Source organism: Bradyrhizobium sp. SZCCHNR3119 (assembly GCF_032487775.1).
In the GTDB taxonomy this organism is placed as follows: domain Bacteria; phylum Pseudomonadota; class Alphaproteobacteria; order Rhizobiales; family Xanthobacteraceae; genus Bradyrhizobium.
In genome coordinates this window covers 743017-766128 of record NZ_JAUEUV010000001.1, presented here as the reverse complement: position 1 = coordinate 766128, position 23112 = coordinate 743017, and the positions used below count along the sequence as shown (strand labels likewise).

The window sequence follows — 23112 nt, the reverse complement described above, 5'->3', positions numbered from 1 at the left end:
TGCGCCGCGCGAGTTCACTCACCGCTCGTCGGCGATGACCTTGCCGTCGTTGGGCAGCGAGCCGCTCGCGACCAGCTCGGCGGTTCCACCGAGCTTCGTTACGGTGCGCAACGTCGCGGTGAGTTCGGTCTGCAACGCCTCGCTCGGCGTGGAACATTCCGCCTTCAGCGTCATCAGATCGGTCTCGCCGCTGCGCGTCACCACCAGGCGGAGACGTCCGAGCTCTGGATGGCGCTTGCCGATCTCGGCGACCTGTTCCGGCCGCACGAACATGCCTTTGATCTTGGTGGTCTGATCGGCGCGACCCATCCAGCCCTTGATCCGCATATTGGTGCGTCCGCAGGCGCTGAGGCCGGACAGCTCGGCGGTGAGATCGCCGAGCGCCAGCCGAATCCGGGGATGTTCTGATATGAGCGAAGTGACGACGATCTCGCCGACCTCGCCTTGGGCCACGGGATCCCCGGTGCCGGGACGCACGATCTCGACGATCAGATCCTCGTTCACCACCAGGCCGTCGCGCGCTGCGGTCTCGTAGGCGACGATGCCGAGATCGGCGGTGCCGAATGCCTGATAGGCGTCGATGCCGCGCGCCTTGATCTCGGCCTGCAGCGACGGCGGAAACGCCGCGCCGGAGACCAGCGCACGCTTGATCGAGGAGGCGTCACGACCGGCGCTCTGGGCCGCGTCGAGGAGAATCTTCAAGAAGTCCGGCGTGCCGCTATAGCCGATCGGGCGGTAGGCCTCGATCAATTCGAACTGCGCCTCGGTATTGCCCGGGCCGGCCGGGATCACCGCGCAGCCGAGCGCGCGCGCTGATGCATCGAAGATGAAGCCGCCGGGCGTCAGATGATAGCTGAACGTGTTGAGCACGACGTCGCCGCGGCGAAAGCCGGTGGCGTAGAGCGCACGTGCCCCGCGCCAGGGATCGCACTGGTTCGTCTCCGGTTCGAAGATCGGACCCGGCGAGGTGAACAGGCGGGCGAAGCTTCCGGGCGCCGGGGCGACAAAACCGCCGAAGGGCGGCGCTGCCTTGTGCAGGGCCGGCAGCTCGGATTTGCGCAGCACCGGCAGCAGCGCCAGTGCGGCGCGGTCCGTGATTTCGGTGGGATCGATCCCCTTGAGCCGCTCGGCATAGGCGGGCGCCTGCATCGCCGCGCGCAGCACTGCGGGCAGGCGCGTGAACAGGTCCTGCTCGCGCACGTCGGGATCGCGGGTTTCGAGGGCGTCGTAATGGGGGGGCATATCCGGTCCTCAGATATTGTGCCGTCATGCCCGGGCTTGTCCCGGGCATCCACGTCTGTCCTGCGTGCTTCAAGGCGTGGATGGCCGGGTCAAGCCCGGCCATGACGATGTTGAGACATCTCGTTCACAGCCATCGCTTCCGCCGCTTGAAGCTTTTCAGGTTCTTGAAGCTCTTGCGCTGGTCGCCGGCGCCGCCGAGGTAGAACTCCTTGACGTCCTCATTGTCGCGCAGGCTATCCGCGGTGCCGTCGAGCACCACCTTGCCCTGTTCCATGATGTAGCCGTGGCTTGCCACGGACAGCGCCGCGCGCGCATTCTGCTCGACCAGGAGAATGGTCACGCCGAGGTCGCGGTTGATCTCCTTGATGATGGCGAAGACTTCTTTCACCAGCAGGGGCGACAGCCCCATCGACGGCTCGTCCATCAAGATCATCTTCGGCCGCGCCATCAGTGCGCGGCCGATCGCCAGCATCTGCTGCTCGCCGCCCGAGAGATAGCCGGCGAGCCCGGTGCGCTCCTTCAGCCGCGGGAAATAGTTGAACACCATCTCGATGTCGGAGGCGACCTCGCGATCGCTGCGGGTGAAAGCGCCGAGCTTGAGGTTCTCGAGCGAGGTCATGTCGGCGATGATGCGGCGCCCTTCCATGACCTGGAAGATGCCGCGGCGGACGATCTTTTCGGGATCGATGCCGTCGATGCGCGCGCCCTCGAACATGATCTCGCCGCGCGTAACCTCGCCGTCCTCGGTCTTGAGCAGGCCCGAGATCGCCTTCAGCGTGGTCGACTTGCCGGCGCCGTTGGCGCCCAGCAGCGCGACAATGGCTCCCTTCGGCACGTCGAGGCTCAAGCCGCGCAGCACCAGGATGACGTCGTCATAGACGACCTCGATGTTGCGGACGGAAAGGAGCGGCGCCGCGGCAGAGGGCGGTGTTGCGTTGGGCCTGTCGAGGGTTTCAACCATGTCCGATGATTCTCGCTGTCATCGCCCGCGAAGGCGGGCGATCCAGTATTCCAGAGACGCCGGGGATCGCCTGAGAAGCCGCGGCGTACTGGATCCCCCGCATGCGCGGGGGATGACGACTTTTGTTGTGGTCAGCACTGAGCCAACTCAGTCGCAAACTACCACCCCAGCCATTCCGGCTTGCGCGGCAGCTCGACGGTCTTGACCTTCTCGAGCTTGATCGTGCCCTTGGCCATCAGGTCGTTGAGGTCGCCGTCGGTCGGCCCGGTCACCTTGGCGCGATACAGATCGACCTTCAGCGTGCCGCGGTGGTCCTTCTCGGTCCAGGTCGAGGGATTGCAGACGCCCGCCATTCCTGCGGGGACCCAATCCTTCTTCTGATAGAAGCCCTTGGCGACGTTCTCGCCGGTGGCGCCGCCGTTCTTCGCCGCCCAGTCGATGGCTTCCTTCATGTAGAGCGCGGAGCAGACCGCAGCGACATAGTGCACGGGACGATAAATCTTGCCCGACGGATCGGACATCTTCGAGATCTCCATCACCGTCTTCATGCCGGGTGCATCGCCGCCCCAGCCGACCGCGGTGCGCAAGGGGAAGATCACGCCGTCGGCGGCATCGCCCGCGGTCTTGGCCGCGTTCTCATCCATGCCCCAGACGTTGGACAGGAATTGCACGTCGACGCCGGCGTTCTTGCAGGCCTTCATCACCGAGATGTTGGAGGCGGCGGTGTTGCCGAGATAGGCGTAGTTGGCGCCGGAGCTTTTCAGGCTCAGGCATTGCGCGCTGTAATCGCCGGGCGAGAGCGCAAACACCAGCGGAGGCAGGACCTCGAAGCCGAGCTCGAGCGCCATCGCTTCGCCCGCCGCTTTCGGGGCGTTCGGGTAGGGATGGTTGGCGCCCATATGCACGAACTTCGGCTTGCCGGGCTTGCCCTTGGCCTTCCAATCCTCGGCGGCCCAGGTCAGCTCGGCGCGCAGCGCATCCGAATAGCTCGGGCCATAGAAGAAATTATACGGCGCGGGCTTGGCCTTGCCGCTGGCGCCTTCGGGATCGGTAAGCGCCGCGGCATAGGAGCCGGACATGTCCGGGATCTTGTCGTTGGCGAGGAAGCCGGTCAGCGCCTCGGTGTCGGCGGTGCCCCAGCCCATGATCGCCGCGACCTTGTTATCCGGCGCCGACCATTTCTTGTACAGCGCGATCGCACGCGGCACCTGGTAGCCATAATCGTTGCTGTCGACCGCGACCTGCTTGCCGCCGATGCCGCCATTCTTGTTGATCCAGGCGAAGGTATCGGCAACGCCCTGGCCGTAGGGCGTGCCGACGTCCGAGGTGCCGCCCGAGAGATCCTCGAGATGGCCGATCGCGATCTGCCCGCTTTCGGCCTGCGCCTGCGATGCGAACGTACCTGCCAGAAGCACGAGCGCCGCCGAGCTCAATAGAGATTTAATCGTCATATCGCTTCCTCCTGATATGCGGGCCGGATTGTCGCCGGTCCCTTGTTAGTGTGAGAACGGGTAGAGCTTCCAATAGGCCTTGATCTGCCGCCAGCGATGCGCGAGCCCGTCCGGCTCGAACATCAGAAAGCCGATGATGATGAGGCCGATCGCGATCTCGCGCAGGAAAGTGATGTTGTTGTTCAGCGCCAGCGCATGATCGATGGCGCTGCCCTTCAGCAGCAGGCTGATCCACTCCATCGATTCCGGCAACAGCACCACGAAGGCGGTGCCCATCAGGGTGCCCATGATCGAGCCGGCCCCGCCGATGATGATCATGGCGAGAAACAGGATCGAGCGCTCGATGCCGAAGCCCTCCTGCGAGATCACGAGCTGGTAATGGGCGTAAAGCGCCCCGGCGATGCCAGCAAAGAAGGCCGCAAGACCGAACGACAGCGTGCGGTATTTGGTGAGGTTGATGCCCATGATCTCGGCGGAGAGATAGTGGTCGCGGATCGCGACCAGCGCGCGGCCGTCGCGCGTGCGCATCAGATTGGTGACCAGGATGTAGCTGGCCAGGAGATAGGCGAGCACGACATAGAAATATTGCCGGTCGCCGCGCAGCGTGTAGCCGAACATCGAGAACGGGTTGGCCGAGGCGGGCACCGAGCCGCCGGAGAACCACTCGGCGCGGGAGAAGAAGTCGAGCAGGATGTATTGGGCGGCAAGCGTGGCGATGACGAGATAAAGACCTTTCAGCCGTGCCGCCGGAATGCCGAAGATCAGCCCGACCAACGCGGTGACGACACCGGCGAGCGGAATCGCGAAGAACACCGGGATCGCATAGGTGTTGTTGATATAGGCCGAGGTGAAGGCGCCGAGCAGGAAGAAGGCGGCGTGCCCGATCGAGATCTGCCCGGTGAAGCCGACCAGGATGTTGAGGCCGAGCGCCGCGATCGCGAAAATCCCGATCTGGATCGAGATCGAGAGCCAGTATTCGGAGAACAATTGCGGCGCGAAACACAGCAGCGCCACGCCCGCAATCGCGAAATTGCGGCTGGTCCGGGTGGGAAAAATGGTGGTGTCCGCCGCGTAGGAGGTGCGGTAGTCACCGGCGGGGATCGTTGAACGAACTACCATGAGTCAGATCCGCTCGATGTCATGGGTGCCGAACAGGCCGTAGGGCTTGATCATCAGGATGATGATCAGCACGTAGAACGGCGCAATCTCGTACAGATTGCCCCAGTGCAGATACTGGCTGTCGACATATTGGGCGACGTTTTCCAGAAGCCCGATGATGATGCCGCCGAGCACGGCGCCGCCGATCGAATCGAGCCCGCCGAGGATCGCCGCGGGAAACACCTTGATGCCATAGGCGGACAGCCCCGACGAGACGCCGTTGACGACCGCGACGACGACGCCGGCGACCGCGGAGACGGTGGCCGAGATCGCCCAGGCCATCGCGAACACGTTCTTCACGGAGATGCCGAGCGATTGTGCGACCTGCTGGTTGAAGGCGGTGGCGCGCATGGCGAGGCCGTATTTGGAGGCACGGAAGAACCAGGCCATGCCGAGCATCATCAGGAGCGACACGACAAGGCTCATCACATAGACGGTCTGGATCTGCAGGCCGAAAATGTCGATCGCCGTGCTCGCGAACACCGGCGGGAACGGCTGCGGGTTGACGCCGAACATCCATTTCAGCGCGGCCTGGAATACGGTGGAAAGCCCGATCGTGACCATGATGACGGAAATGATCGGCTCGCCGATCATCGGCCGGAGGATGACGACCTGGATCGCGATGCCGAACACGAACATGAAGACGAGCGTCAGCGGCATACCGACCCAGAACGGCACCTGGAATTTGGTCAGCAGTGCCCAGCACACCCAGGCGCCGACCAGCAGTAATTCGCCCTGCGCGAAATTGACGACCTGCGTCGCCTTGTAGATCAGCACGAAGGACATCGCGACCACGCCGTAGAGCGTTCCGACCACGAGGCCGTTGACGAGAAGCTGGATGAGGAAGGAAGTGTTCATGATCGTGCGGGCGCGCTGCAGCCCTCTCCCCTTGTGGGAGAGGGTGGCTGCGCGGAGCGCAGCCGGGTGAGGGGTTCTCTCGGCTGGCGAGCAAGAGGATGGAGACCCCTCACCCGACCAAGCTTGGGGTAGGCAGCGGAGTTGCCCTCTCCCGCAAGGGGGGAGGGCGCAGCAAAGCGCACCTTGCTTTGTTGATGCAATCTCACTCCGCGGCCTCCGCGATTGTTCCGTAGCCCGACATGTCGACTACCCGCAACGTGGTGCGGATGCGCTGGGTGGTGCCGTCCTGGAAGCGGATCACGGTATCGACCGGAATTCGCGGCTCGCCGCGATAGATTGCGTCGATGATCCCGGCGTATTTCTCGTTGATGACGCTGCGGCGCACCTTGCGGGTGCGGGTCAACTCGCCGTCATCGGCATCGAGCTCCTTGTAGAGCAAGAGGAAGCGCGCGATGCGCTGCGCCGGCGGCAGCGTCGTATTGACCGTCTCCACTTCCTTCTGCAGCAGCGCATAGACTTCTTTGCGCGAGGCGAGATCGGAGTAGGTGGTGAAGGCGATGCGGTTCTTCTCCGCCCATTTCGAGATGATCGAATAGCGGATGCAGATCATCGCCGCGAGCTGGTCGCGGCCGGCGCCGAGCACGACGGCTTCGGCGATATAGGGCGAGAATTTCAGCTTGTTCTCGATATATTGCGGCGAGAAGCGCTCGCCGCGCGAGGTTTCCGCGAGATCCTTGATGCGGTCGATCACGACGAGCTGCCCGGCGGCATTGAAATAGCCGGCGTCGCCGGAATGCATCCAGCCGTCCTTGATATCCGCAGCCGAGGCGTCCGGGCTCTTGTAGTACCCCAGGAACATGTTGGGATGGCGCACCACGATCTCGCCGATGCCCTGGCTGTCGGGCGCATTGATTTTGATCTCGATGTCCGCCGCCATCGGCACGCCGGTGGTGTCGGGATCGACCTTGTCGTCCGGATGCAGCGTGTAGGCGCCAAGCAGCTCGGTCTGGCCATAGAGCGTGCGCAGCGGCACGCCCATGGCGCGAAAGAACTTGAAGGTGTCAGGGCCGAGCGCGGCACCGCCGGTTGCCGCCGAGCGCAGCCGCGTGAAGCCGAGCCGGTCGCGCAAGCTCCGGAACAGCACGAGATCGGCAAAGCGCGAATGCTGGCCCTTTTCAAGCGCCGCGAGTCCCGTCGACATGCCGAGATGATACAGCCGCTGCTTGAGGGGCGTCGCGTCCATCACGCCGGCGCGGACGTCGGCCGCGATCTGCTCCCAGACCCGCGGTGCGAACAGCACGAAGGTGGGCGCGATCTCGCGGAAATCGTTCATCATCGTCTCGGGCTCTTCGACGAAGTTGACCTTCATCCGACAGAGCAGCCCTTTGCCGAGCACATAGACCTGCTCCATGATCCAGGGCAGCGGCAGCACCGAGACATATTCGTCGTCCGGCCCCTTGGGATCGAAGCTGAGATAGGTCGCGCAATGCCGCAGCACACGGCCAGCCGCGAGCATCGCAAGCTTGGGGTGCGAGGTGGTGCCCGACGTCGTGCAGAGGATCGCGCAATCCTCGCCATCGGTCGCATCCACCAGGCGGTCGTAGAGATCGGGGTCACGCGCTGCCCTGCTACGGCCAAGCTCGGCAAGCTTGGCGGCCGGCATCAGTCTGGGATCGTCGTATTTCCGCATCCCGCGCGGATCGGAATAGACGATATGCTTCAGCTTCGGCGCGCGGTCGGCGAGGTTCAACAGCTTGTCGACCTGCTCCTCGTCCTCGGCAAACACCAGCCGCGCTTCGCCATAGTTGAGGAGATAGGCAGCTTCCTCGTCCAGCACGTCGCGATACAGTCCGAGGCTCAAGCCCCGGATCGCGTGAGTGGCGATCTCGGCCGCGACCCAGTCCGGCCGGTTGTCGCCGATGATGCCGATCACGTCGTCCTTGCCGAGCCCGAGCTCGACCATGCCGAGCGCGAAGTCGCGCACGCGCCTCTGGTAGTCCGCCCAGGTGAAGACGCGCCACAGCCCGAGATCCTTCTCGCGCAGCGCGACCGCCTTGCCGTGCTCGCGCGCATTGAGCCGCAGCAGTTTGGGATAGGTGTCGGCCTGTGCGACCCTGGCAGCATAATCCATCATGCCGCGTTCTCCGCGACTTCGGCGACGTCGTCGGGATCGACCAGGAGCTCGTCCTCTTCGCCGAGATAGGCGCGTTTGACATGGGGATCGGCGAGCACCGCGGCCGGATCGCCGTCGGCGATCTTGCGGCCGAAATCGAGCACCATGACGCGATGGGAGATGTCCATGACGACGCCCATGTCGTGCTCGATCATGACGACCGTCATGCCGTATTCCTCGTTGAGGTCGACGATGTAGCGCGCCATGTCCTCCTTCTCCTCGAAGTTCATGCCGGCCATCGGCTCGTCGAGGAGGATCAGATGCGGCTCCAGCGCCATGGCGCGGGCGAGTTCGACGCGCTTGCGCAGGCCGTAGGAGAGGGTGCCGGCGGTGGCTTTGCGAACCGATTGCAGGTCGAGGAAGTCGATGATCTCCTCGACCTTCTCGCGGTGCTTGAGCTCCTCGCGCCGCGCGCCGGTCAGCCAGTACAGCGATCCCGTGAGGAAGTTGTTCTTCAAGAGGTGATGACGGCCCACCATGATGTTGTCGAGCACGCTCATGTGGTGGAATAAAGCGAGGTTCTGGAAGGTGCGGCCGATGCCGAGCGTCGCCCGCGCATTTGGCGGCAGCGAGGTGATGTCGCGGCCGCGATGGAACAGCCGGCCCTCGGTCGGTCTGTAGCGGCCGGAGATGCAATTGACGATCGAGGTCTTGCCGGCGCCGTTCGGGCCGATGATGGAGAACAGCTCGCCCTCGCGCACGCCGAAGCTGACATCGGTCAGCGCCCGTACGCCGCCGAACCGCAGCGACACCGCGCGCGCTTCCAACGTATAGTCCAATCGTTCCTCCCGAGGCTCCCCGGCGCTTGCCGCGCTCTTGGGTCCTTGTGCTCTTGTCGCGTTGCCGGTGATCCTAGCCCGGCCGCCGGTCGAACGCTATCCGACGAAGGATCGGCCGCGCGCTGATCCGCATCAACGACGCACACGGTCGTGAATAGAGGAAAGCGCGGCTGGGAAATGTCTTGCGCCCGACAATTGCCTGGTGAAAATCGCCGCAGCCCTGCTGCGTTGCAGCAAGATGGTCAAACAGGCTCCGAATTGACGAGATGAAGGTTTGATTGGTCAGGACTATCTTGAGCGCATCGCGCCGTGGTCGCGATATCTGAAGCCAGAGGAGATCGAGGCCGCTTGCGGCGGCATCGTCGAGCGCTCGTTCGCGGCCAACGAACACATCTTCCTGCGCGGCGACCATTTCGATTATTGGACCGGCATCGTCTCCGGGCTCGCGCGGATGAGCATCGTGTCCCGCGGCGGCAAGGCGACGACTTTCACGGGCATGACCGCGGGGGCTTGGTTCGGTGAGGGCAGCATGCTCAAGAATGAGCCGCGCCGTTACGACGTGGTGGCCCTGCGCGACACCCGGCTTGCGCTGATGGACCGCGGCACTTTCATGCGCCTGTTCGAGAACAGTGTCGGCTTCAACCGGTTCCTGGTCACCCAGCTCAACGAGCGGCTTGGCCAGTTCATCGGCCTCGTCGAATATGGCCGCACGCTGGATGCCACGGCGCGGCTGGCGCGCAGCATCGCCTCGCTGTTCAACCCGATCCTTTACCCCAACACGACCCGGCATCTGGAGATCACGCAGGAGGAGGTCGGCGCGCTCTCCGGCCTATCCCGGCAGAATGCCAACCAATGCCTGAAAATGCTGGAGCGGGAAGGCCTGTTGCGGCTTGAATATGGCGGCGTCACGATCCTGGATCTGAACCGGCTGCGCGGTTACGGTGAGTAACAATCAGCCTCTATTCCGATACCTAAAGCGCTGATACTGATAAGTTCGAGGTTACGTTTGGCGGGCTCCGGATGCTAAGGGGCGGTCCCAAGAGCGACCGGCGGAGGTGCCGGCACAAGCGGTTGGAGAGGGCATGGCGCTTGACTGCAAGGGACGTGTTGCGCTGATCACCGGGGTGACCGGGCAGGACGGCGCCTATCTCGCCGAATATCTCCTCGGCCTCGGCTATACCGTTCACGGTATCAAGCGGCGGTCGTCATCTTTCAACACGGCCCGGGTCGACCACCTCTACCAGGACCCGCACGAAGACAATGTGCCATTCCTGCTGCATTACGGCGACATGACGGATTCGAGCAATCTGATCCGCTTGGTGCAGCAGATCCGTCCGACCGAGATCTACAATCTCGCGGCGCAAAGCCATGTCGGCGTCAGCTTCGAGAGCCCGGAATACACCGCCAATGCCGATGGCCTCGGCGTGCTCCGGCTGCTGGAGGCGATCCGCATCCTTGGCATGGAGAAGGAGACGCGGTTCTACCAGGCCTCGACCTCGGAGCTTTACGGGCTCGTGCAGGAGGTCCCGCAGCGGGAGACCACGCCATTCTATCCGCGCTCGCCTTACGGTTGTGCGAAGCTCTACGGCTATTGGATCACGGTGAACTACCGCGAGGCCTATGGCATGTTCGCCTCCAACGGCATCCTGTTCAACCATGAGAGCCCGATCCGCGGCGAGACTTTCGTGACGCGCAAGATCACCCGCGGCGTCGCCCGCATCGAGGTCGGGCTCGAAGAGAGCATTTATCTCGGCAATCTCGAGGCCAAGCGCGATTGGGGCCACGCCCGCGACTATGTCGAGGGCATGCATCGGATCCTGCAGGCTGATGCGCCCGACGATTTCGTGCTGGCCACCGGCGAGGCGCATTCAGTGCGCGAGTTGGTCGAGCTCGCCTTCGCCGAGGTGGATCGCTGCATCGATTGGCGCGGCGAGGGCGTCGAGGAGATCGGGATCGATCGTAAATCCGGCAAGACGGTAGTGCGGATCGATCCGACTTATTTCCGTCCGACCGAGGTCGATTTGCTGATCGGTGACTGTAGCAAGGCGCGCGACAAGCTCGGCTGGAAGCCGAAGATGAGCTTCACCGACTTGGTCAGGGAAATGGTGGCGAGCGATCTGGCAGCCGCCCGGCGAGAGGTGGCCCTTGGCAGCATGAGCTATGGCAGCAATACCATTTGAGCTCACCGGCAAGACGGTGTTCGTCGCCGGCCATCGCGGCATGGTCGGCAGTGCGCTGGCCAGGCGGCTTTCGCGCGAGGATGTTGAACTGATCACGGCCGGCCGCAGTGAGCTGGATCTGCGCGACCAGGCCGCCGTGTTCGCCTGGTTCGCCAGGATGAAGCCGCAGGTGGTGTTTCTGGCCGCCGCCAAGGTCGGCGGCATCGTCGCCAACAACACGCTGCGTGCCGAGTTCATCTATGACAATCTCGCGATCGCCGCCAACGTGATCCACGCCGCGCATCTCAACGGCGTCGAGAAGCTGATGTTTCTCGGCTCCTCCTGCATCTATCCGAAGCTCGCGGCCCAGCCGCTGCGCGAGGATGCGATGCTGACCGGACCGCTGGAGCCGACCAACGAGCCTTACGCGATCGCCAAGATCGCCGGCATCAAGATGGTCGAGGCCTATCGCAGCCAGTACGCTTGCGACTTCATCAACGTGATGCCGACCAATCTCTACGGTCCCGGTGACAATTATCATCCCGAATACAGCCACGTGGTGGCGGCGCTGATCCGGCGTTTTCACGAAGCCAAAGTGGCGGGCGCGCCGGAAGTGGTGGTCTGGGGTACCGGCACGCCGCGACGCGAATTCCTCTATGTCGACGACATGGCTGACGCCTGCGTCCATCTGATGAAGACCTATTCCGATCCACAGCTGGTCAATATCGGCACCGGCGAGGACATCAGCATCGCCGACTTCGCCCGCGTCGTGGCGGCAGCGGTCGGCTATACCGGGGCCATTGCGTTCGATCCGTCGCGGCCCGACGGCACGCCGCGCAAGCTGCTCGATGTCTCGCGGCTGACAAGCCTTGGCTGGCGCGCGTCGACCGCGCTGGAGGACGGGATCAGGCGCGCGTATCAGGCCTATTTGCAGGAGACGCGGCAGGCGGCGGAGTAGGGCAACGTCATTGCGACGCGCGTCGGCGTGGAAGCAGTCCAGTCTTCGCTGGCGGTCTGGATTGCTTTTATTCGCAATGACGGCAGTTATGTCGAGGTCGCGTTGCGCGGCGGCTTCGCGCCTAGCGCCGCCGCCATGGCCGAGATCAGCGGCTTCATGAAATAGGCCTCGCCGGCCGGCGTGATGGCGGGCGTGACGCCATGCGCCTGGAGCTCCTCGGTGACGACAGGGCCGACCGATGCGACGGGCGTCCGCTTCAGTCCCTCGCGCAAGCGGTCTTCGACGCCATGCGCCTTGGCGACATCGAACAGCCGGCGCGGCTGGCCGGAACTGGTCAGTGCGATCGCGTCGATCCGTCCCACGGCCATCTCCTCCACGGCGGTGAGAATATTGGCATCCGCGGCTTTGGCGTCGTAAACATAAGGCAGCACGGCATCGACCTCGGCGCCGCGCGCCGTAATGGCGCCGATCAGCGCGCTGTGGTCCTTGTCGGGATAAAGCTGCAGGCCGACACGATGGCCCTTCAAGTCGTAGCCTGACAGCAGCTCTGCGACGCCTTCGGAGGTCGGCTTCTCGGTCGTGACCTGCGGCTCGAGCCCGAGCTCGCGCAAGGCGCGGCCAGGTTTGGGGCCGCGAGTGAATTTGCGGGCGCCGCCAAGCGCGGCAACGAAGGCCGGCTCGACCTGGAGCCGCCGCACCACAGTCATCAGCCGGCGCAGTCCTTCGCCGGTCATCAGCACCAGATCGTCGCAGGGCTTGGCGATGAAGCGGTGGATCCAGGCTTCGATCGGCGCCGGATCCGGCGCGTCATGGATCGTGAACATCGGACATTGCAGCACCTCGGCGCCCTGTTCGGCGAGCAGCCGGGAGAACTGCGCCTCCTCGCGGGTTTCGAGGATCAGGATGCGGTAGCCGGTGAGCCTGTCAGCCATGATGGAGCTCGAACAAAATGCAGCACGGTTTGTTCATCTTGACCCCTGTTGGGGCGTTGGCGCAAGGGCAGGGTCGGTGATAGAGCAGGGCGCGAAAGCGAGGGTGCCGCCCTTGCCTGATCCCTCACGTCATCCTGGTCACCCCGTCGCCATGCCCGACCATCAATATGTCCTGACCCTGTCTTGCCCGGATCGCCCGGGCATCGTCTCGGCCGTCTCCACCTTCCTCGCCCATAACGGCCAGAACATCCTCGACGCCCAGCAGTTCGGTGATCTCGAGACCGGTCATTTCTTCATGCGCGTGGTGTTCACCGCCGCCGATCTCGCCGTCAACCTGCCGGCGCTGCAGACCGGCTTTGCCGCGATCGCCGAGCGGTTCAACATGGACTGGCAGCTGCGCGATCGCGCCGCAAAGCGGCGGGTGATGCTTCTGGTGTCGAAATTCGACCACTGCCTGGTCGATATCCTTTATCGCTGGCGCACCGGTGATCTTCCGATGGTCCCGACCGCAATCGTCTCCAACCACCCCCGTGAGACCTACGCCGGTATCGACTTCGGCGATATCCCTTTCCACCACATGCCGGTCACCAGGGAGACCAAGCGCGAGCAGGAGCAGGCGATCCTCAAGCTGGTCGAGGAGACCAAGACGGACCTCGTGGTGCTGGCGCGCTACATGCAGATTCTCTCCGATGAGATGTCGGCGAGCCTCTCAGGCCGCTGCATCAACATCCATCATTCCTTCTTGCCGGGCTTCAAGGGCGCAAAGCCTTATCACCAGGCCTATGAGCGCGGGGTGAAGCTGATCGGCGCCACCGCCCATTACGTCACGCGCGATCTCGACGAAGGTCCGATCATCGATCAGGACGTCGAGCGCATCAGCCATCGCGACACGCCGGATGATCTGGTCCGCAAGGGCCGCGACATCGAGCGGCGCGTGCTGGCGCGCGCCATCCGCTATCATCTCGACGATCGTGTCATCCTGAACGGCCGCAAGACCGTGGTGTTCGTGGATTAATCGAACAGTGGGCGGAAGTCGCGTGCGCTCCAGCCGAAATCCCTGATCGCCGGCGTGGCGTCGAACGCCATGTCCTGCATCATGCGCAGGCCCATCGCGACATTCGCGCCGGGAAAGAGCGGCTTGAGCAGCGGGAACATCGTGCGCCAGAGCGGGGCGGGGACGGACGGGGTGCGCCGGGGCACTCCGAGCCCATCGAAGATGCGGCCGATCATTTCCCGGTAGGTCAGGGTTTCGCCGCCGGGCACCGCGTAGATCTTGTCGGTTGCGGCGGGCGCCGCCGCAGCTGCAATCATACCGCTTGCAAGGTCCTCGGCATGGACCGGCTGGCGCAGGCCCCTCCCGCCACCGACCAGCGGCATTACGCCGAATCGCCGGATAAGCCTCGACAACGGCGTGATATTCTTGTCCCGGCCTTCGCTGTAGATCAGCGTCGGGCGCAGGATGGTCCAACCGATCCCGCTCTGCGTGCAGGTCGCGGCGATCTGGCGCTCGGCTTCCATGAGTGAGCGCCAGCCGTCGCGCTCGCTCTGCTCTTCGCTGTCCGCTTTGGTGAAGATACTGGTCGAACTCAGCACGACCAGCCGTTGCAGGCCGGGACGTATGAAATGGGGCAGTGCCGGAGCCAGCAATGTCGCGCGCGCGGTGCAATAGAGCGTGTCGAATGGCGGCGGTTCGGCCTGTGCCGGCCGTTCCAGATCATAGGGCAGGTAACCGACATCGGATCTGGCGGGGGCAGAGCGCATGAGCGTCAACGGACGCTCGCCGCGCGCGATCAACTGGTCGAGCAAATAATTGCCGACAAGGCCGCTGCCGCCGATGACCAGGCTTCTCTGTTGTTGCTCGATGTGTCTTTCCACAGGACCTTGCGTGGCTTCCGAGCCGGGCGAAGTCAAGGCGCGAAGGCGAACGGGTGTTCCCATTGAAGCCAATAATGAGAGCATTCTGGAGGGAAGTGCAGTACGGGTTGTGTTACCGCGCGGGTGTTGCGGTCTGCGCGTTGGGGTTTGACTGCGTCTCCTTGTCTCGTTCGGCGGCCGGAGTCTGCCGGCGCCGCTCGCGCTCCTTGATGAATTGATCGTATTCCGGGGTTCCCGGGCGCGGTGGGGCATCGCGCGGCAGGCCGCCGGCCCATTGCGGAATGTAATCGCCCATGCCGGCCGAGACCTTCTCGTTGACGGAGGCGCAGCCGGCGACGCTCGCCGCGAGCAGTGCGGATGCGAACAGCTTGGCAACGAACTGAAGACGGGCCGGCATGCAGTCGAGAATCCTTCGCGTGGCGGGTTGCGCGCCGAACCCTGGAGGCTCCGCCTTGATCGGTCAATTCGCCGCTTCGTGAGTTTGGTAACGATTTACCACTATTTGGCAAGGCCTCGGCGCTGTGCCCCACTTGGTCGCAGGCTTCCCCTATTGTCGCCATTGACAATGTCGCGGCTATTCCGCAGCGATGCGCCCGACATCGTGCGTGGTGTCAAGGTGAGCAGACAAGAATGGCCGGGGACCGTTGGGTCCTGAACGACCCAGGGAGGAATTGGGTATGTTTGTGAGAGGCAAATTACTGGCGATGGCGAGTGCGGCCTTGGTCGGGACGGCGGTCGCCTGCGGCGCCGCGCGGGCCGAGGACGTCTTCAAGATTGGGCTGATCGTGCCGATGACCGGCGGCCAGGCGTCGACCGGCAAGCAGATCGACAATGCGATCAAGCTCTACATGCAGCAGAACGGCGATACGGTCGCCGGCAAGAAGATCCAGATCATCCTCAAGGATGACGCCGCGCTGCCCGACAACACCAAGCGGCTGGCGCAGGAATTGATCGTCAACGACAAGGTCAATGTGATCGCCGGTTTCGGCGTGACACCTGCGGCTTTTGCGGCGGCGCCCTTGGCTACTCAGGGCAAGATCCCGGAAGTGGTGATGGCGGCCGGCACCTCCGTTATCACCGAGAAGTCGCCGTATATCGTGCGCACCAGCTTCACCCTGCCGCAGTCCTCTACCATCATCGGCGATTGGGCGGCGAAGAACGGCATCAAGAAGGTCGCGACCCTGACCTCGGACTACGCGCCGGGCAATGACGCGCTGGCCTCGTTCAAGGAGCACTTCACTGCCGGCGGCGGCCAGATCGTCGAGGAAGTCAAGGTGCCGCTCGCCAATCCGGACTTCGCACCGTTTCTGCAGCGCATGAAGGATGCCAAGCCCGACGCGATCTTCGTGTTCGTGCCGGCCGGACAGGGCGGCAACTTCATGAAGCAATATGCCGAGCGTGGGCTCGACAAGAGCGGCATCAAGGTGATCGGACCGGGCGACGTCACCGACGACGACCTGCTCAAGGACATGGGCGATGCCGTGCTCGGTGCCGTCACCGCGCACATCTATTCGGCGGCGCATCCCTCGGAGAAGAACAAGGAGTTCGTCGCGGCCTATGAAAAGGCGTTTGGCAGCCGTCCGGGCTTCATGGCGGTCGGCGGCTACGACGGCATCCACCTGATCTACGAGGCCTTGAAGAAGGACGGCGGCAAGACCGACGGCGATTCGCTGCTCGCGGCGATGAAGGGCATGGCCTGGGAGAGCCCGCGCGGCCCGATCTCGATCGATCCGGAGACGCGTGACATCATCCAGAACGTCTATGTCCGCAAGGTCGAGAAGGTGAACGGCCAGCTCTATAACGTCGAGTTCGAGACCTTCAACGCGGTCAAGGATCCGGGTAAAGCGAAGAAGTGACGCCGAAGGGCGTCATCCCGGGGCGCACGGACGGTGCGCTCCCTCCCCCGCTTGCGGGGGAGGGCTGGGGTGGGGGCGCCACACGGCACGCTGCCCGGGTGGAGAGACTTCCCCCACCCGCATCGAATCTTCGATACGATGCGACCTTCCCCGCAGGCGGGGGAGGCTGGACCGAGCAAGCATGGTATGCGCGCCCTTCAGAGGAAGGGGTGAGACCGGGGACCGAATTTAGACGCCATGACCGCTGTTCTCACCAATCTGTTCGATGGCGTCGCCTACGGCATGCTGCTGTTCGTGCTGGCCTGCGGCCTCGCCGTGACGCTCGGCCTGATGAACTTCGTCAATCTGGCCCACGGCGCCTTTGCGATGGCCGGCGGCTATGTCTGCGCGGTGTTGGTCAACCAGACCGGCTGGCCGTTCTTCGCCGCGCTGCCGCTGGCATTCGTCGCGAGTGCGGTGATCGGCGCGGCACTGGAGCGCACGCTCTATCGCCATCTCTATACGCGCAGCCATCTCGACCAGGTACTGTTCTCGATCGGGCTCGTGTTCATGTCGGTCGCCGCGGTCGACTACATCATGGGGTCGTCCCGCATCTTCATCAAACTGCCGGAGGTGCTGGAAGGCCAGTTCGACGTGTTCGGCGTCGGCATCGGCCGCTACCGGCTGATGATCGTCCTGATCTGCGGTCTGCTCACGGTGCTCCTGCAACTCGTTCTGGCCAAGACCCGCTTCGGCAGCCGCCTGCGCGCCGCGGTCGATGACCCGCGCGCCGCAAGCGGGCTCGGCATCAACGTGCCGCAGGTGTTCGCTTTCACCTTCGCTTTCGGCTGCGGGCTCGCTGGCCTGGGCGGCGCCCTCAGCGCCGAGGTTCTCGGGCTCGATCCGTATTTCCCGCTGAAATTCATGATCTACTTCTTGATCGTGGTCACCGTCGGCGGCTCCTCCTCGATCACAGGCCCGTTCCTGGCCTCGCTGCTGCTCGGCATCGGCGACGTTGCCGGCAAATATTACGTGCCCAAGATGGGCCCCTTCGTCATCTACACCATGATGATCGTGATTCTGATCTGGCGCCCGAACGGATTGTTCGGCCGCACCGCTGCGCGGTGATTTGAAATGACCGCACAGACCGATGTCGCCTATCACGCGCGCCAGCATGGCCGCTGGCACTGGAGCGAAGTTGCGTTCTGGGTCGTCGTGCTGGCCTGCGCCTTGGCCTTTCCGTCGCGCTACCTGATCATGACCGAGGTCGTACGGCTCGCGCTGTTCGCGCTCTCGCTCGACTTGATCCTCGGCTATGCCGGCATCGTCTCGCTTGGACACGCGGCGTTCTTCGGCGTCGGCGCCTACTGCGCCGGCCTCTTGTCGGCCCACGGCCTGATCGATGAGCCACTGCTCGCATTGATCGTCGCGGGGCTCGTCACGATGCTGCTGGGATTCGTCACCAGCTTCCTGGTGATCCGCGGCGCCGACCTGACCCGGCTGATGGTCACGCTCGGCATCGCGCTGCTCCTGGAGGCGCTGGCCGAGCGCTTCTCCAACGTCACCGGCGGCACCGATGGTCTGCAGGGCATCGACATCAAGCCGCTGCTCGGCCTGTTCGAGTTCGACATGTTCGGCAGGACCGGCTTCTTCTATGCGCTGGCCGTGCTGTTCGTGCTGTTTCTGCTCGCGCGGCGGATCGTACATTCGCCGTTCGGCCTGTCGCTGCGCGCGATCAAGAACAATCCGTTGCGGGCTGCGGCGGTCGGCATTCCCGTCAATCGCCGGCTGATCGCGATCTACACGGTCGCGGCGTTCTATGCCGGCGTTGCAGGTGCCCTGTTTACCCAAACCACTGCGATCGCTTCGCTCGACGTGTTCGCATTCGAGAAGTCGGCGGATCTGATGCTGGTGCTGGTGATCGGCGGCGCCGGCTATCTCTATGGCGGGTTGATCGGCGCGGTCGTGTTCAGGATCCTGCAGGAGGTGTTCCAGACCATCACGCCGCAATATTGGATGTTCTGGATCGGGCTCGTGCTGGTGGTGATCGTGCTGGTCGGACGCCAGCGCATTCATGCTGCCGCGCTATATGTGCCGAATCTGGTGCTCAAGCAGCTCGCTGGCCGTAAGGCCGTGGTCGCTCTGTCCGACAACGAGGCGCCATGACCATCGCGCTGGAAACCAGGAATCTGGAGAAGAATTTCGGAGGCTTGCGGGTCACCCGCGATCTGTCGCTCCGAATCGCAACCGGCGCCCGCCATGCGTTGATCGGGCCGAACGGCGCCGGCAAGACCACTGTCATCAACCAGCTCACCGGCGTGTTGCAGCCGACCTCGGGGCGCATCCTGCTGGAGGGCGCCGATATCACCGACCTGCCGGTGCACAAGCGCGTGCTGCGCGGTCTGTCCCGGACATTCCAGATCAATCAGCTCTATCCCGACCTGACGCCGCTCGAGACGATCGGGCTTGCGGTGTCCGAACGGCTCGGCCGCGGCGGCGACTGGTGGCGGCGGATGGGAACGCGCGACGACGTCACGGCCGAGATCGCCGAGACCCTGGGGCGTTTTCGCCTGCTCGACGTCATGAACGACAAGACTTCGACCCTGCCTTACGGCAAGCAGCGGTTGCTCGAGATCGCGGTCGCGATCGCGGCCAAGCCGCGCGTCTTGCTGCTCGACGAGCCCGCCGCCGGCGTGCCCGAGGGCGAACGCAAGGACATCCTGGCCGCGGTCGCGGCGCTGCCGCGCGACGTCACCGTACTTTTGATCGAACACGACATGGACCTGGTGTTCTCCTTTGCCGACCGCATCTCAGTGCTGGTCTCGGGCGCGTTGCTGGTCGAGGGCCCGCCGGATGAGGTCGCGCGCGATCCGCAGGTGAAGGCGGTCTATCTCGGCGAGGCCGCGTGAATGAGTGATCTGCTTGCCATCGAGAATCTGCGCGCCGGCTACGGCCAGGCCGTGGTGCTGCCGAACATGTCGCTGAAGCTGCCGGAAGGCCAGGTGCTCGCGCTGCTCGGGCGCAACGGCACCGGCAAGACCACGCTGATCAATTCCATCGTCGGCGTTACCCGGCGCTTTTCGGGCCGAATCGCGCTCGCCGGCCGAGACATCACTAGTCTGCGCGCCGACCAGCGCGCCCGCGGCGGCATCGGCTGGGTGCCGCAGGAGCGCAATATCTTCCACTCGTTGACGGTGGAGGAGAACATGACCGCCGTGGCGCAGCCGGGACCTTGGACGGTCGAGAGGGTCTACGGGATGTTCCCGCGGCTCAAGGAACGGCGCAGCAATTACGGCAACCAGCTCTCCGGCGGCGAGCAGCAGATGCTGGCGATCGGGCGCGCACTGACGCTCAATCCGAAAGTGCTGCTGCTGGACGAGCCGACCGAAGGGCTGGCGCCGATCATCGTCGAGGAGCTGTTGGCCGCCATCGGCACCATCAGCCGCGCCGGCGGACTGTGCTCGATCATCGTCGAGCAGCATGCGCAGAAGATTCTGGGGCTCGCCGACCGCGTCGTGATATTGGAGCGCGGCATGATCGTGCATGATGCGCCATCGAGCGCGCTGAAGGCCGACCCGGCGCCGCTGGAGCGGCATCTCGGCGTGGCCGGCGCCGCCGTGCATTGATTGCGCCGGTGTCGACGCAACTTGCCGCATTCGGTATTCAGGCGATCATTGTCGCGGGCTAGGTGAGGGCTCTCTCACCGGTCGCTGGGTCAGGCAGGGAGCGTCGCAATGGTCGAACCTGCAGCAGAATTGGCGGAATCACCCACCGCGCCCAATGGGGCCTTCGGTATGCCGGAGCCGCTTGGCCATTCTCTCTCAACGGAATTGTATACCGAACGGATACGCGGTAGGTGATGGCGCAGCCCGGGGATGGCCGGCGGCCGGACCTGGGGACGCAACGTCAACATGGATCAAAGACAGATCAGTCGGCCGATCCAATAATCATATCAATGCGTCGACCTTTCCAAGGAGTGAGCAAATGCAACGCACAAAGCCCCCATTCCGCGCCGACGAGGTCGGCAGCCTCTTGCGCCCGCAGAAGATCAAGGACGCCCGCGCCAAGCTCGAGAAGGGCGAAATCACCGCCGACGAGCTGCGCAAGATCGAGGACATGGAGATCGAAAAGGTCGTGCACCGCCAGGCCTCGACCGGCCTGAAGCTGGCGACCGACGGTGAATTCCGCCGCTCCTGGTGGCATTTCGACTTCCTCGCCAAGCTGACGGGTTGCGAGCTGTTCCACCCCGATGCCGGCATCCAGTTCACGGGCGTCCAGACCCGGCACGACGCGGTGCGTGTGATCGGCAAGCTCGACTTCCCGGCCGATCATCCGATGCTCGACCACTTCCGCTTCCTGAAGAAGCACGCCGACACTGCGCATGTGACGGCGAAGATGACGATTCCTTCCCCGGCGGTGCTGCATTTCCGCGGCGGCCGCAAGTCGATCTCCAAGGATGTCTATCCCGATCTCGACGCGTTCTACGAGGATCTCGGCAAGACCTATCGCAAGGCGGTGAAGGCGTTCTACGACGCCGGCTGCCGCTATCTGCAGTTCGACGACACGGTATGGGCCTATCTGTGCTCGCAGGACGAGCTGAAGAAGGCCCGCGAGCGCGGCGACAATCCGGACGGCCTGCAGCAGATCTATTCGCGCATCATCAACTACGCGATCGCCGAGCGGCCCGCCGACATGGTGATCACGACCCATGTCTGCCGCGGCAATTTCCGCTCGACCTGGATCTCCTCCGGCGGCTACGAGCCGGTGGCCGAGACCATGCTCGCCAACACCAATTACGACGGCTACTTCCTGGAATACGACAGCGAGCGCGCCGGCGGCTTCGAGCCGCTGCGCTTCCTGCCCAAGGGCAACAAGGTGGTCGTGGTCGGTCTCGTCACGTCGAAGGTCGGCGAGCTCGAGAAAAAGGACGACATCAAGCGCCGCATGGAAGAGGCGGCCAAGTTCGTGCCGCTCGAGCAGCTCGCGCTGTCGCCGCAATGCGGCTTCGCCTCGACCGAGGAAGGCAATATCCTCTCCGAGGAAGAGCAGTGGGCGAAGCTGCGCCTCTGCGTCGAGCTTGCCGAGGAAATCTGGGGCAAGTGATCGGCAGGGAAGTGATCGGCGGGTAAACCCGCGTTGATCACCCGACCGCATCTGAGACCCGAGCGGGACCGGAATTTCTCCGGTCCCGCTTTTGTTTGGAGGGCGGCCCAAGCCGCGCCCTAGTGTCTCCCTAAGGGGGCTGTCTGCAGGACTGGATGGGTCGGAATCAGCCATTCCCTCGGTGGGCAGAAGGTGCTAGGACGCAGACTTGATCGGGCGTTGCCCACTCTCCAATCCCACGCCTCCGGCCGATGAAGAACGACCAGCTGCTCGCCCAGATTTCGGAGTTCTGCCGCCAGTCCGACATGGCGGAATCGACGTTCGGCCGGCGCGCGGTGAACGATGGCAAGCTGGTGCATCGCCTGCGCGAGGGCAAGCGCATCACCATCGACACGCTGGATCGCATCCAGGCCTATATTGCAGCCTCGACCGGCACTTTGCCGCCACCGCGGCTCGAGGTCGTGGCCGAGAAGCGCGATCCGCGTAGCAATTTCCGCTTCTTCGAGAACCGGCAGAAATACCTGCTGTTCGTCCATACCTGCAGCGAGAAGCGGGTGGTGGCCGAGCGGGTCGGGCTCGAGCTTGCCAGCATCCACCCGCGGCCGCCGGCTTTGCGGGTGTTCGACGCCGGCGTCGGCGACGGCACCGTGCTGTCCAAGGTGCTGCGGACCATGCATGGCCGCTTTCCGCACATTCCATTCTATGTCGCCGGCAAGGAGCTCAGCCTGGAGGATGTCCGGCTGACGCTGGAGAAGGTGCCGGACCGGTTGTACGAGCATCCCGCCAGCGTGTTCGTGTTCACCAACATGAACTACGCCGAGGCGCCGTGGCTGACCCCGAAGTCGCCGGCGATGGCAGCCAGCATGATCTGGCATGAAGTCGTGCTGCAGGGCGATTCGTCAGGCGAATTCGAAGCCCAGATCGCGGCGCTGAAGCCGTTTCTAGAGCAGAATTGGCGCGCCTCGGTGTCGCCGCGCACCGGCATGCCGATCTATGAGCGCCCGGTGGCGCTGGTGCTCTATCGCGAGGACCATCGCTTCCTGCTCGATGCCATCGTCCCGCGCGCCGGCCGGGTCGAGGCCAATTTCGACCTCGTCATCGCCTCGCAGCCTTATCGCGCCCGGTCCTCGGTGAACTTCCGCGCCAAAAGGATCATCGCCCCCTTGGCGCGTGCCTTGAAACCGGGCGGCCGGCTGATCGGAATCCACTCCCATGGCCAGGATCCGGGCCTGGAAATCATCCAGGCGGTGTGGCCCGGAGAAAATCCTTTCTCGGTCAGCCGCCATGAACTGCTGCGGGCGGTCAAATACGAGCTGGGGTCCAGTGGGCGAGACTTAAATTTTAATGCCTATGCGGACAATCGCTCGATTTTCAGGTATGAGATGGAAGCTCTGCCCAACGAGGTCACCGGCGCCATCGGAACCTCGACGGCCTTTGCAGCCTGGAACGCGGCGGTGTATGTCGCCCAGATCGAGGAAGACCGCCTGACGGAGATCGCCAATAGCGCGCGTGCGCTCGATGCCGCCAGGGAGGTGCTGCGGAAGCATAACGGGTTGTGGTTCTACGACGAGTCCTACGTCATCTCGCGGCGTCGCGACTGACGGTTCGGGATCAATATCAATGACCGC

21 protein-coding genes are annotated in these 23112 nt (G+C 64.0%); 11 read left to right on the top strand and 10 right to left on the bottom strand.

Going from position 1 to position 23112, the window contains the following annotated elements:
- Positions 1–18: 18 nt before the first annotated feature.
- The 7 genes from QX034_RS03520 to QX034_RS03490 form a co-directional block, all read right to left on the bottom strand.
- Positions 19–1242, bottom strand: coding sequence for a phenylacetate--CoA ligase family protein (locus tag QX034_RS03520; RefSeq protein ID WP_315727720.1), 1224 nt, complete (start codon positions 1240–1242; stop codon positions 19–21).
- Positions 1243–1366: 124 nt separating this feature from the next.
- The gene (locus QX034_RS03515) at positions 1367–2203 is read right to left on the bottom strand and encodes an ABC transporter ATP-binding protein (protein ID WP_315727722.1); all 837 of its coding nucleotides are present in this window, start codon (positions 2201–2203) and stop codon (positions 1367–1369) included.
- A 158-nt stretch (positions 2204–2361) separates the two neighbouring features.
- A complete protein-coding gene (locus tag QX034_RS03510) occupies positions 2362–3654 on the bottom strand; it encodes an ABC transporter substrate-binding protein (RefSeq protein ID WP_315704476.1) in 1293 nt (430 codons plus the stop codon).
- Positions 3655–3699: 45 nt separating this feature from the next.
- Positions 3700–4773 carry a branched-chain amino acid ABC transporter permease gene (locus QX034_RS03505; protein WP_315704475.1) on the bottom strand — a complete coding sequence of 358 codons (1074 nt, stop codon included), beginning with the start codon at positions 4771–4773 and terminating at the stop codon, positions 3700–3702.
- 3 nt (positions 4774–4776) lie between these two features.
- The gene (locus QX034_RS03500) at positions 4777–5670 is read right to left on the bottom strand and encodes a branched-chain amino acid ABC transporter permease (RefSeq protein ID WP_315704474.1); all 894 of its coding nucleotides are present in this window, start codon (positions 5668–5670) and stop codon (positions 4777–4779) included.
- Positions 5671–5872: 202 nt separating this feature from the next.
- Positions 5873–7804: a long-chain fatty acid--CoA ligase gene (locus QX034_RS03495; protein WP_315704473.1), complete on the bottom strand. Its 1932-nt coding sequence runs from the start codon at positions 7802–7804 to the stop codon at positions 5873–5875.
- Positions 7801–8622, bottom strand: a complete 822-nt coding sequence (locus QX034_RS03490) for an ABC transporter ATP-binding protein (protein ID WP_315729606.1) — start codon at positions 8620–8622, stop codon at positions 7801–7803. The genes QX034_RS03495 and QX034_RS03490 overlap by 4 nt, the downstream gene beginning before the upstream one ends.
- A 274-nt stretch (positions 8623–8896) precedes the next feature.
- Here QX034_RS03490 and QX034_RS03485 point away from each other — a divergent pair, with 274 nt between their 5' ends.
- The 3 genes from QX034_RS03485 to QX034_RS03475 all read left to right on the top strand — a co-directional run bounded on the left by QX034_RS03485 (position 8897) and on the right by QX034_RS03475 (position 11739).
- Positions 8897–9571: a Crp/Fnr family transcriptional regulator gene (locus tag QX034_RS03485; RefSeq protein ID WP_315704471.1), complete on the top strand. Its 675-nt coding sequence runs from the start codon at positions 8897–8899 to the stop codon at positions 9569–9571.
- Between the two features lie 133 nt (positions 9572–9704).
- Positions 9705–10802 carry a GDP-mannose 4,6-dehydratase gene (gmd, locus tag QX034_RS03480; protein ID WP_315730621.1) on the top strand — a complete coding sequence of 366 codons (1098 nt, stop codon included), beginning with the start codon at positions 9705–9707 and terminating at the stop codon, positions 10800–10802.
- A complete protein-coding gene (locus tag QX034_RS03475) occupies positions 10783–11739 on the top strand; it encodes a GDP-L-fucose synthase (RefSeq protein ID WP_315729604.1) in 957 nt (318 codons plus the stop codon). Before gmd ends, QX034_RS03475 begins: the two co-directional genes overlap by 20 nt.
- An 86-nt stretch (positions 11740–11825) precedes the next feature.
- On the opposite strand, the gene QX034_RS03470 is transcribed toward QX034_RS03475, so the two are convergent.
- Positions 11826–12671 carry a uroporphyrinogen-III synthase gene (locus QX034_RS03470; protein WP_315729603.1) on the bottom strand — a complete coding sequence of 282 codons (846 nt, stop codon included), beginning with the start codon at positions 12669–12671 and terminating at the stop codon, positions 11826–11828.
- 151 nt (positions 12672–12822) lie between these two features.
- On the opposite strand from QX034_RS03470, the gene purU reads away from it, so the two are divergent.
- Positions 12823–13686 (top strand): formyltetrahydrofolate deformylase, encoded by an 864-nt coding sequence (gene purU, locus QX034_RS03465; protein ID WP_315704467.1) that lies wholly within the window; start codon positions 12823–12825, stop codon positions 13684–13686.
- Here purU and QX034_RS03460 read toward each other — a convergent pair.
- Together QX034_RS03460 and QX034_RS03455 are read right to left on the bottom strand one after the other, a co-directional pair.
- Positions 13683–14546: an NAD-dependent epimerase/dehydratase family protein gene (locus QX034_RS03460; protein WP_315729602.1), complete on the bottom strand. Its 864-nt coding sequence runs from the start codon at positions 14544–14546 to the stop codon at positions 13683–13685. The two genes, purU and QX034_RS03460, sit on opposite strands and share 4 nt — an antisense overlap.
- A 112-nt stretch (positions 14547–14658) precedes the next feature.
- Complete coding sequence (locus QX034_RS03455) at positions 14659–14943, bottom strand: hypothetical protein (RefSeq protein ID WP_315704465.1); 285 nt, start codon at positions 14941–14943, stop codon at positions 14659–14661.
- 280 nt (positions 14944–15223) lie between these two features.
- On the opposite strand from QX034_RS03455, the gene QX034_RS03450 reads away from it, so the two are divergent.
- The 7 genes from QX034_RS03450 (at position 15224) to QX034_RS03420 (ending at position 23085) form a co-directional block, all read left to right on the top strand.
- A complete protein-coding gene (locus tag QX034_RS03450; protein ID WP_315704464.1) occupies positions 15224–16402 on the top strand; it encodes an ABC transporter substrate-binding protein in 1179 nt (392 codons plus the stop codon).
- A gap of 237 nt (positions 16403–16639) precedes the next feature.
- Complete coding sequence (locus QX034_RS03445; protein WP_315729601.1) at positions 16640–17509, top strand: branched-chain amino acid ABC transporter permease; 870 nt, start codon at positions 16640–16642, stop codon at positions 17507–17509.
- Between the two features lie 6 nt (positions 17510–17515).
- Entirely contained in the window at positions 17516–18547 is a 1032-nt protein-coding gene (locus tag QX034_RS03440; RefSeq protein ID WP_315704462.1) for a branched-chain amino acid ABC transporter permease, read from the top strand.
- Positions 18544–19290, top strand: a complete 747-nt coding sequence (locus QX034_RS03435) for an ABC transporter ATP-binding protein (protein WP_315704461.1) — start codon at positions 18544–18546, stop codon at positions 19288–19290. The genes QX034_RS03440 and QX034_RS03435 overlap by 4 nt, the downstream gene beginning before the upstream one ends.
- Entirely contained in the window at positions 19291–20007 is a 717-nt protein-coding gene (locus QX034_RS03430) for an ABC transporter ATP-binding protein (RefSeq protein WP_315704460.1), read from the top strand.
- Between the two features lie 358 nt (positions 20008–20365).
- A complete protein-coding gene (locus tag QX034_RS03425) occupies positions 20366–21484 on the top strand; it encodes a cobalamin-independent methionine synthase II family protein (RefSeq protein ID WP_315704459.1) in 1119 nt (372 codons plus the stop codon).
- Positions 21485–21735: 251 nt separating this feature from the next.
- A complete protein-coding gene (locus tag QX034_RS03420) occupies positions 21736–23085 on the top strand; it encodes a hypothetical protein (RefSeq protein ID WP_315704458.1) in 1350 nt (449 codons plus the stop codon).
- Positions 23086–23112: the final 27 nt, after the last annotated feature.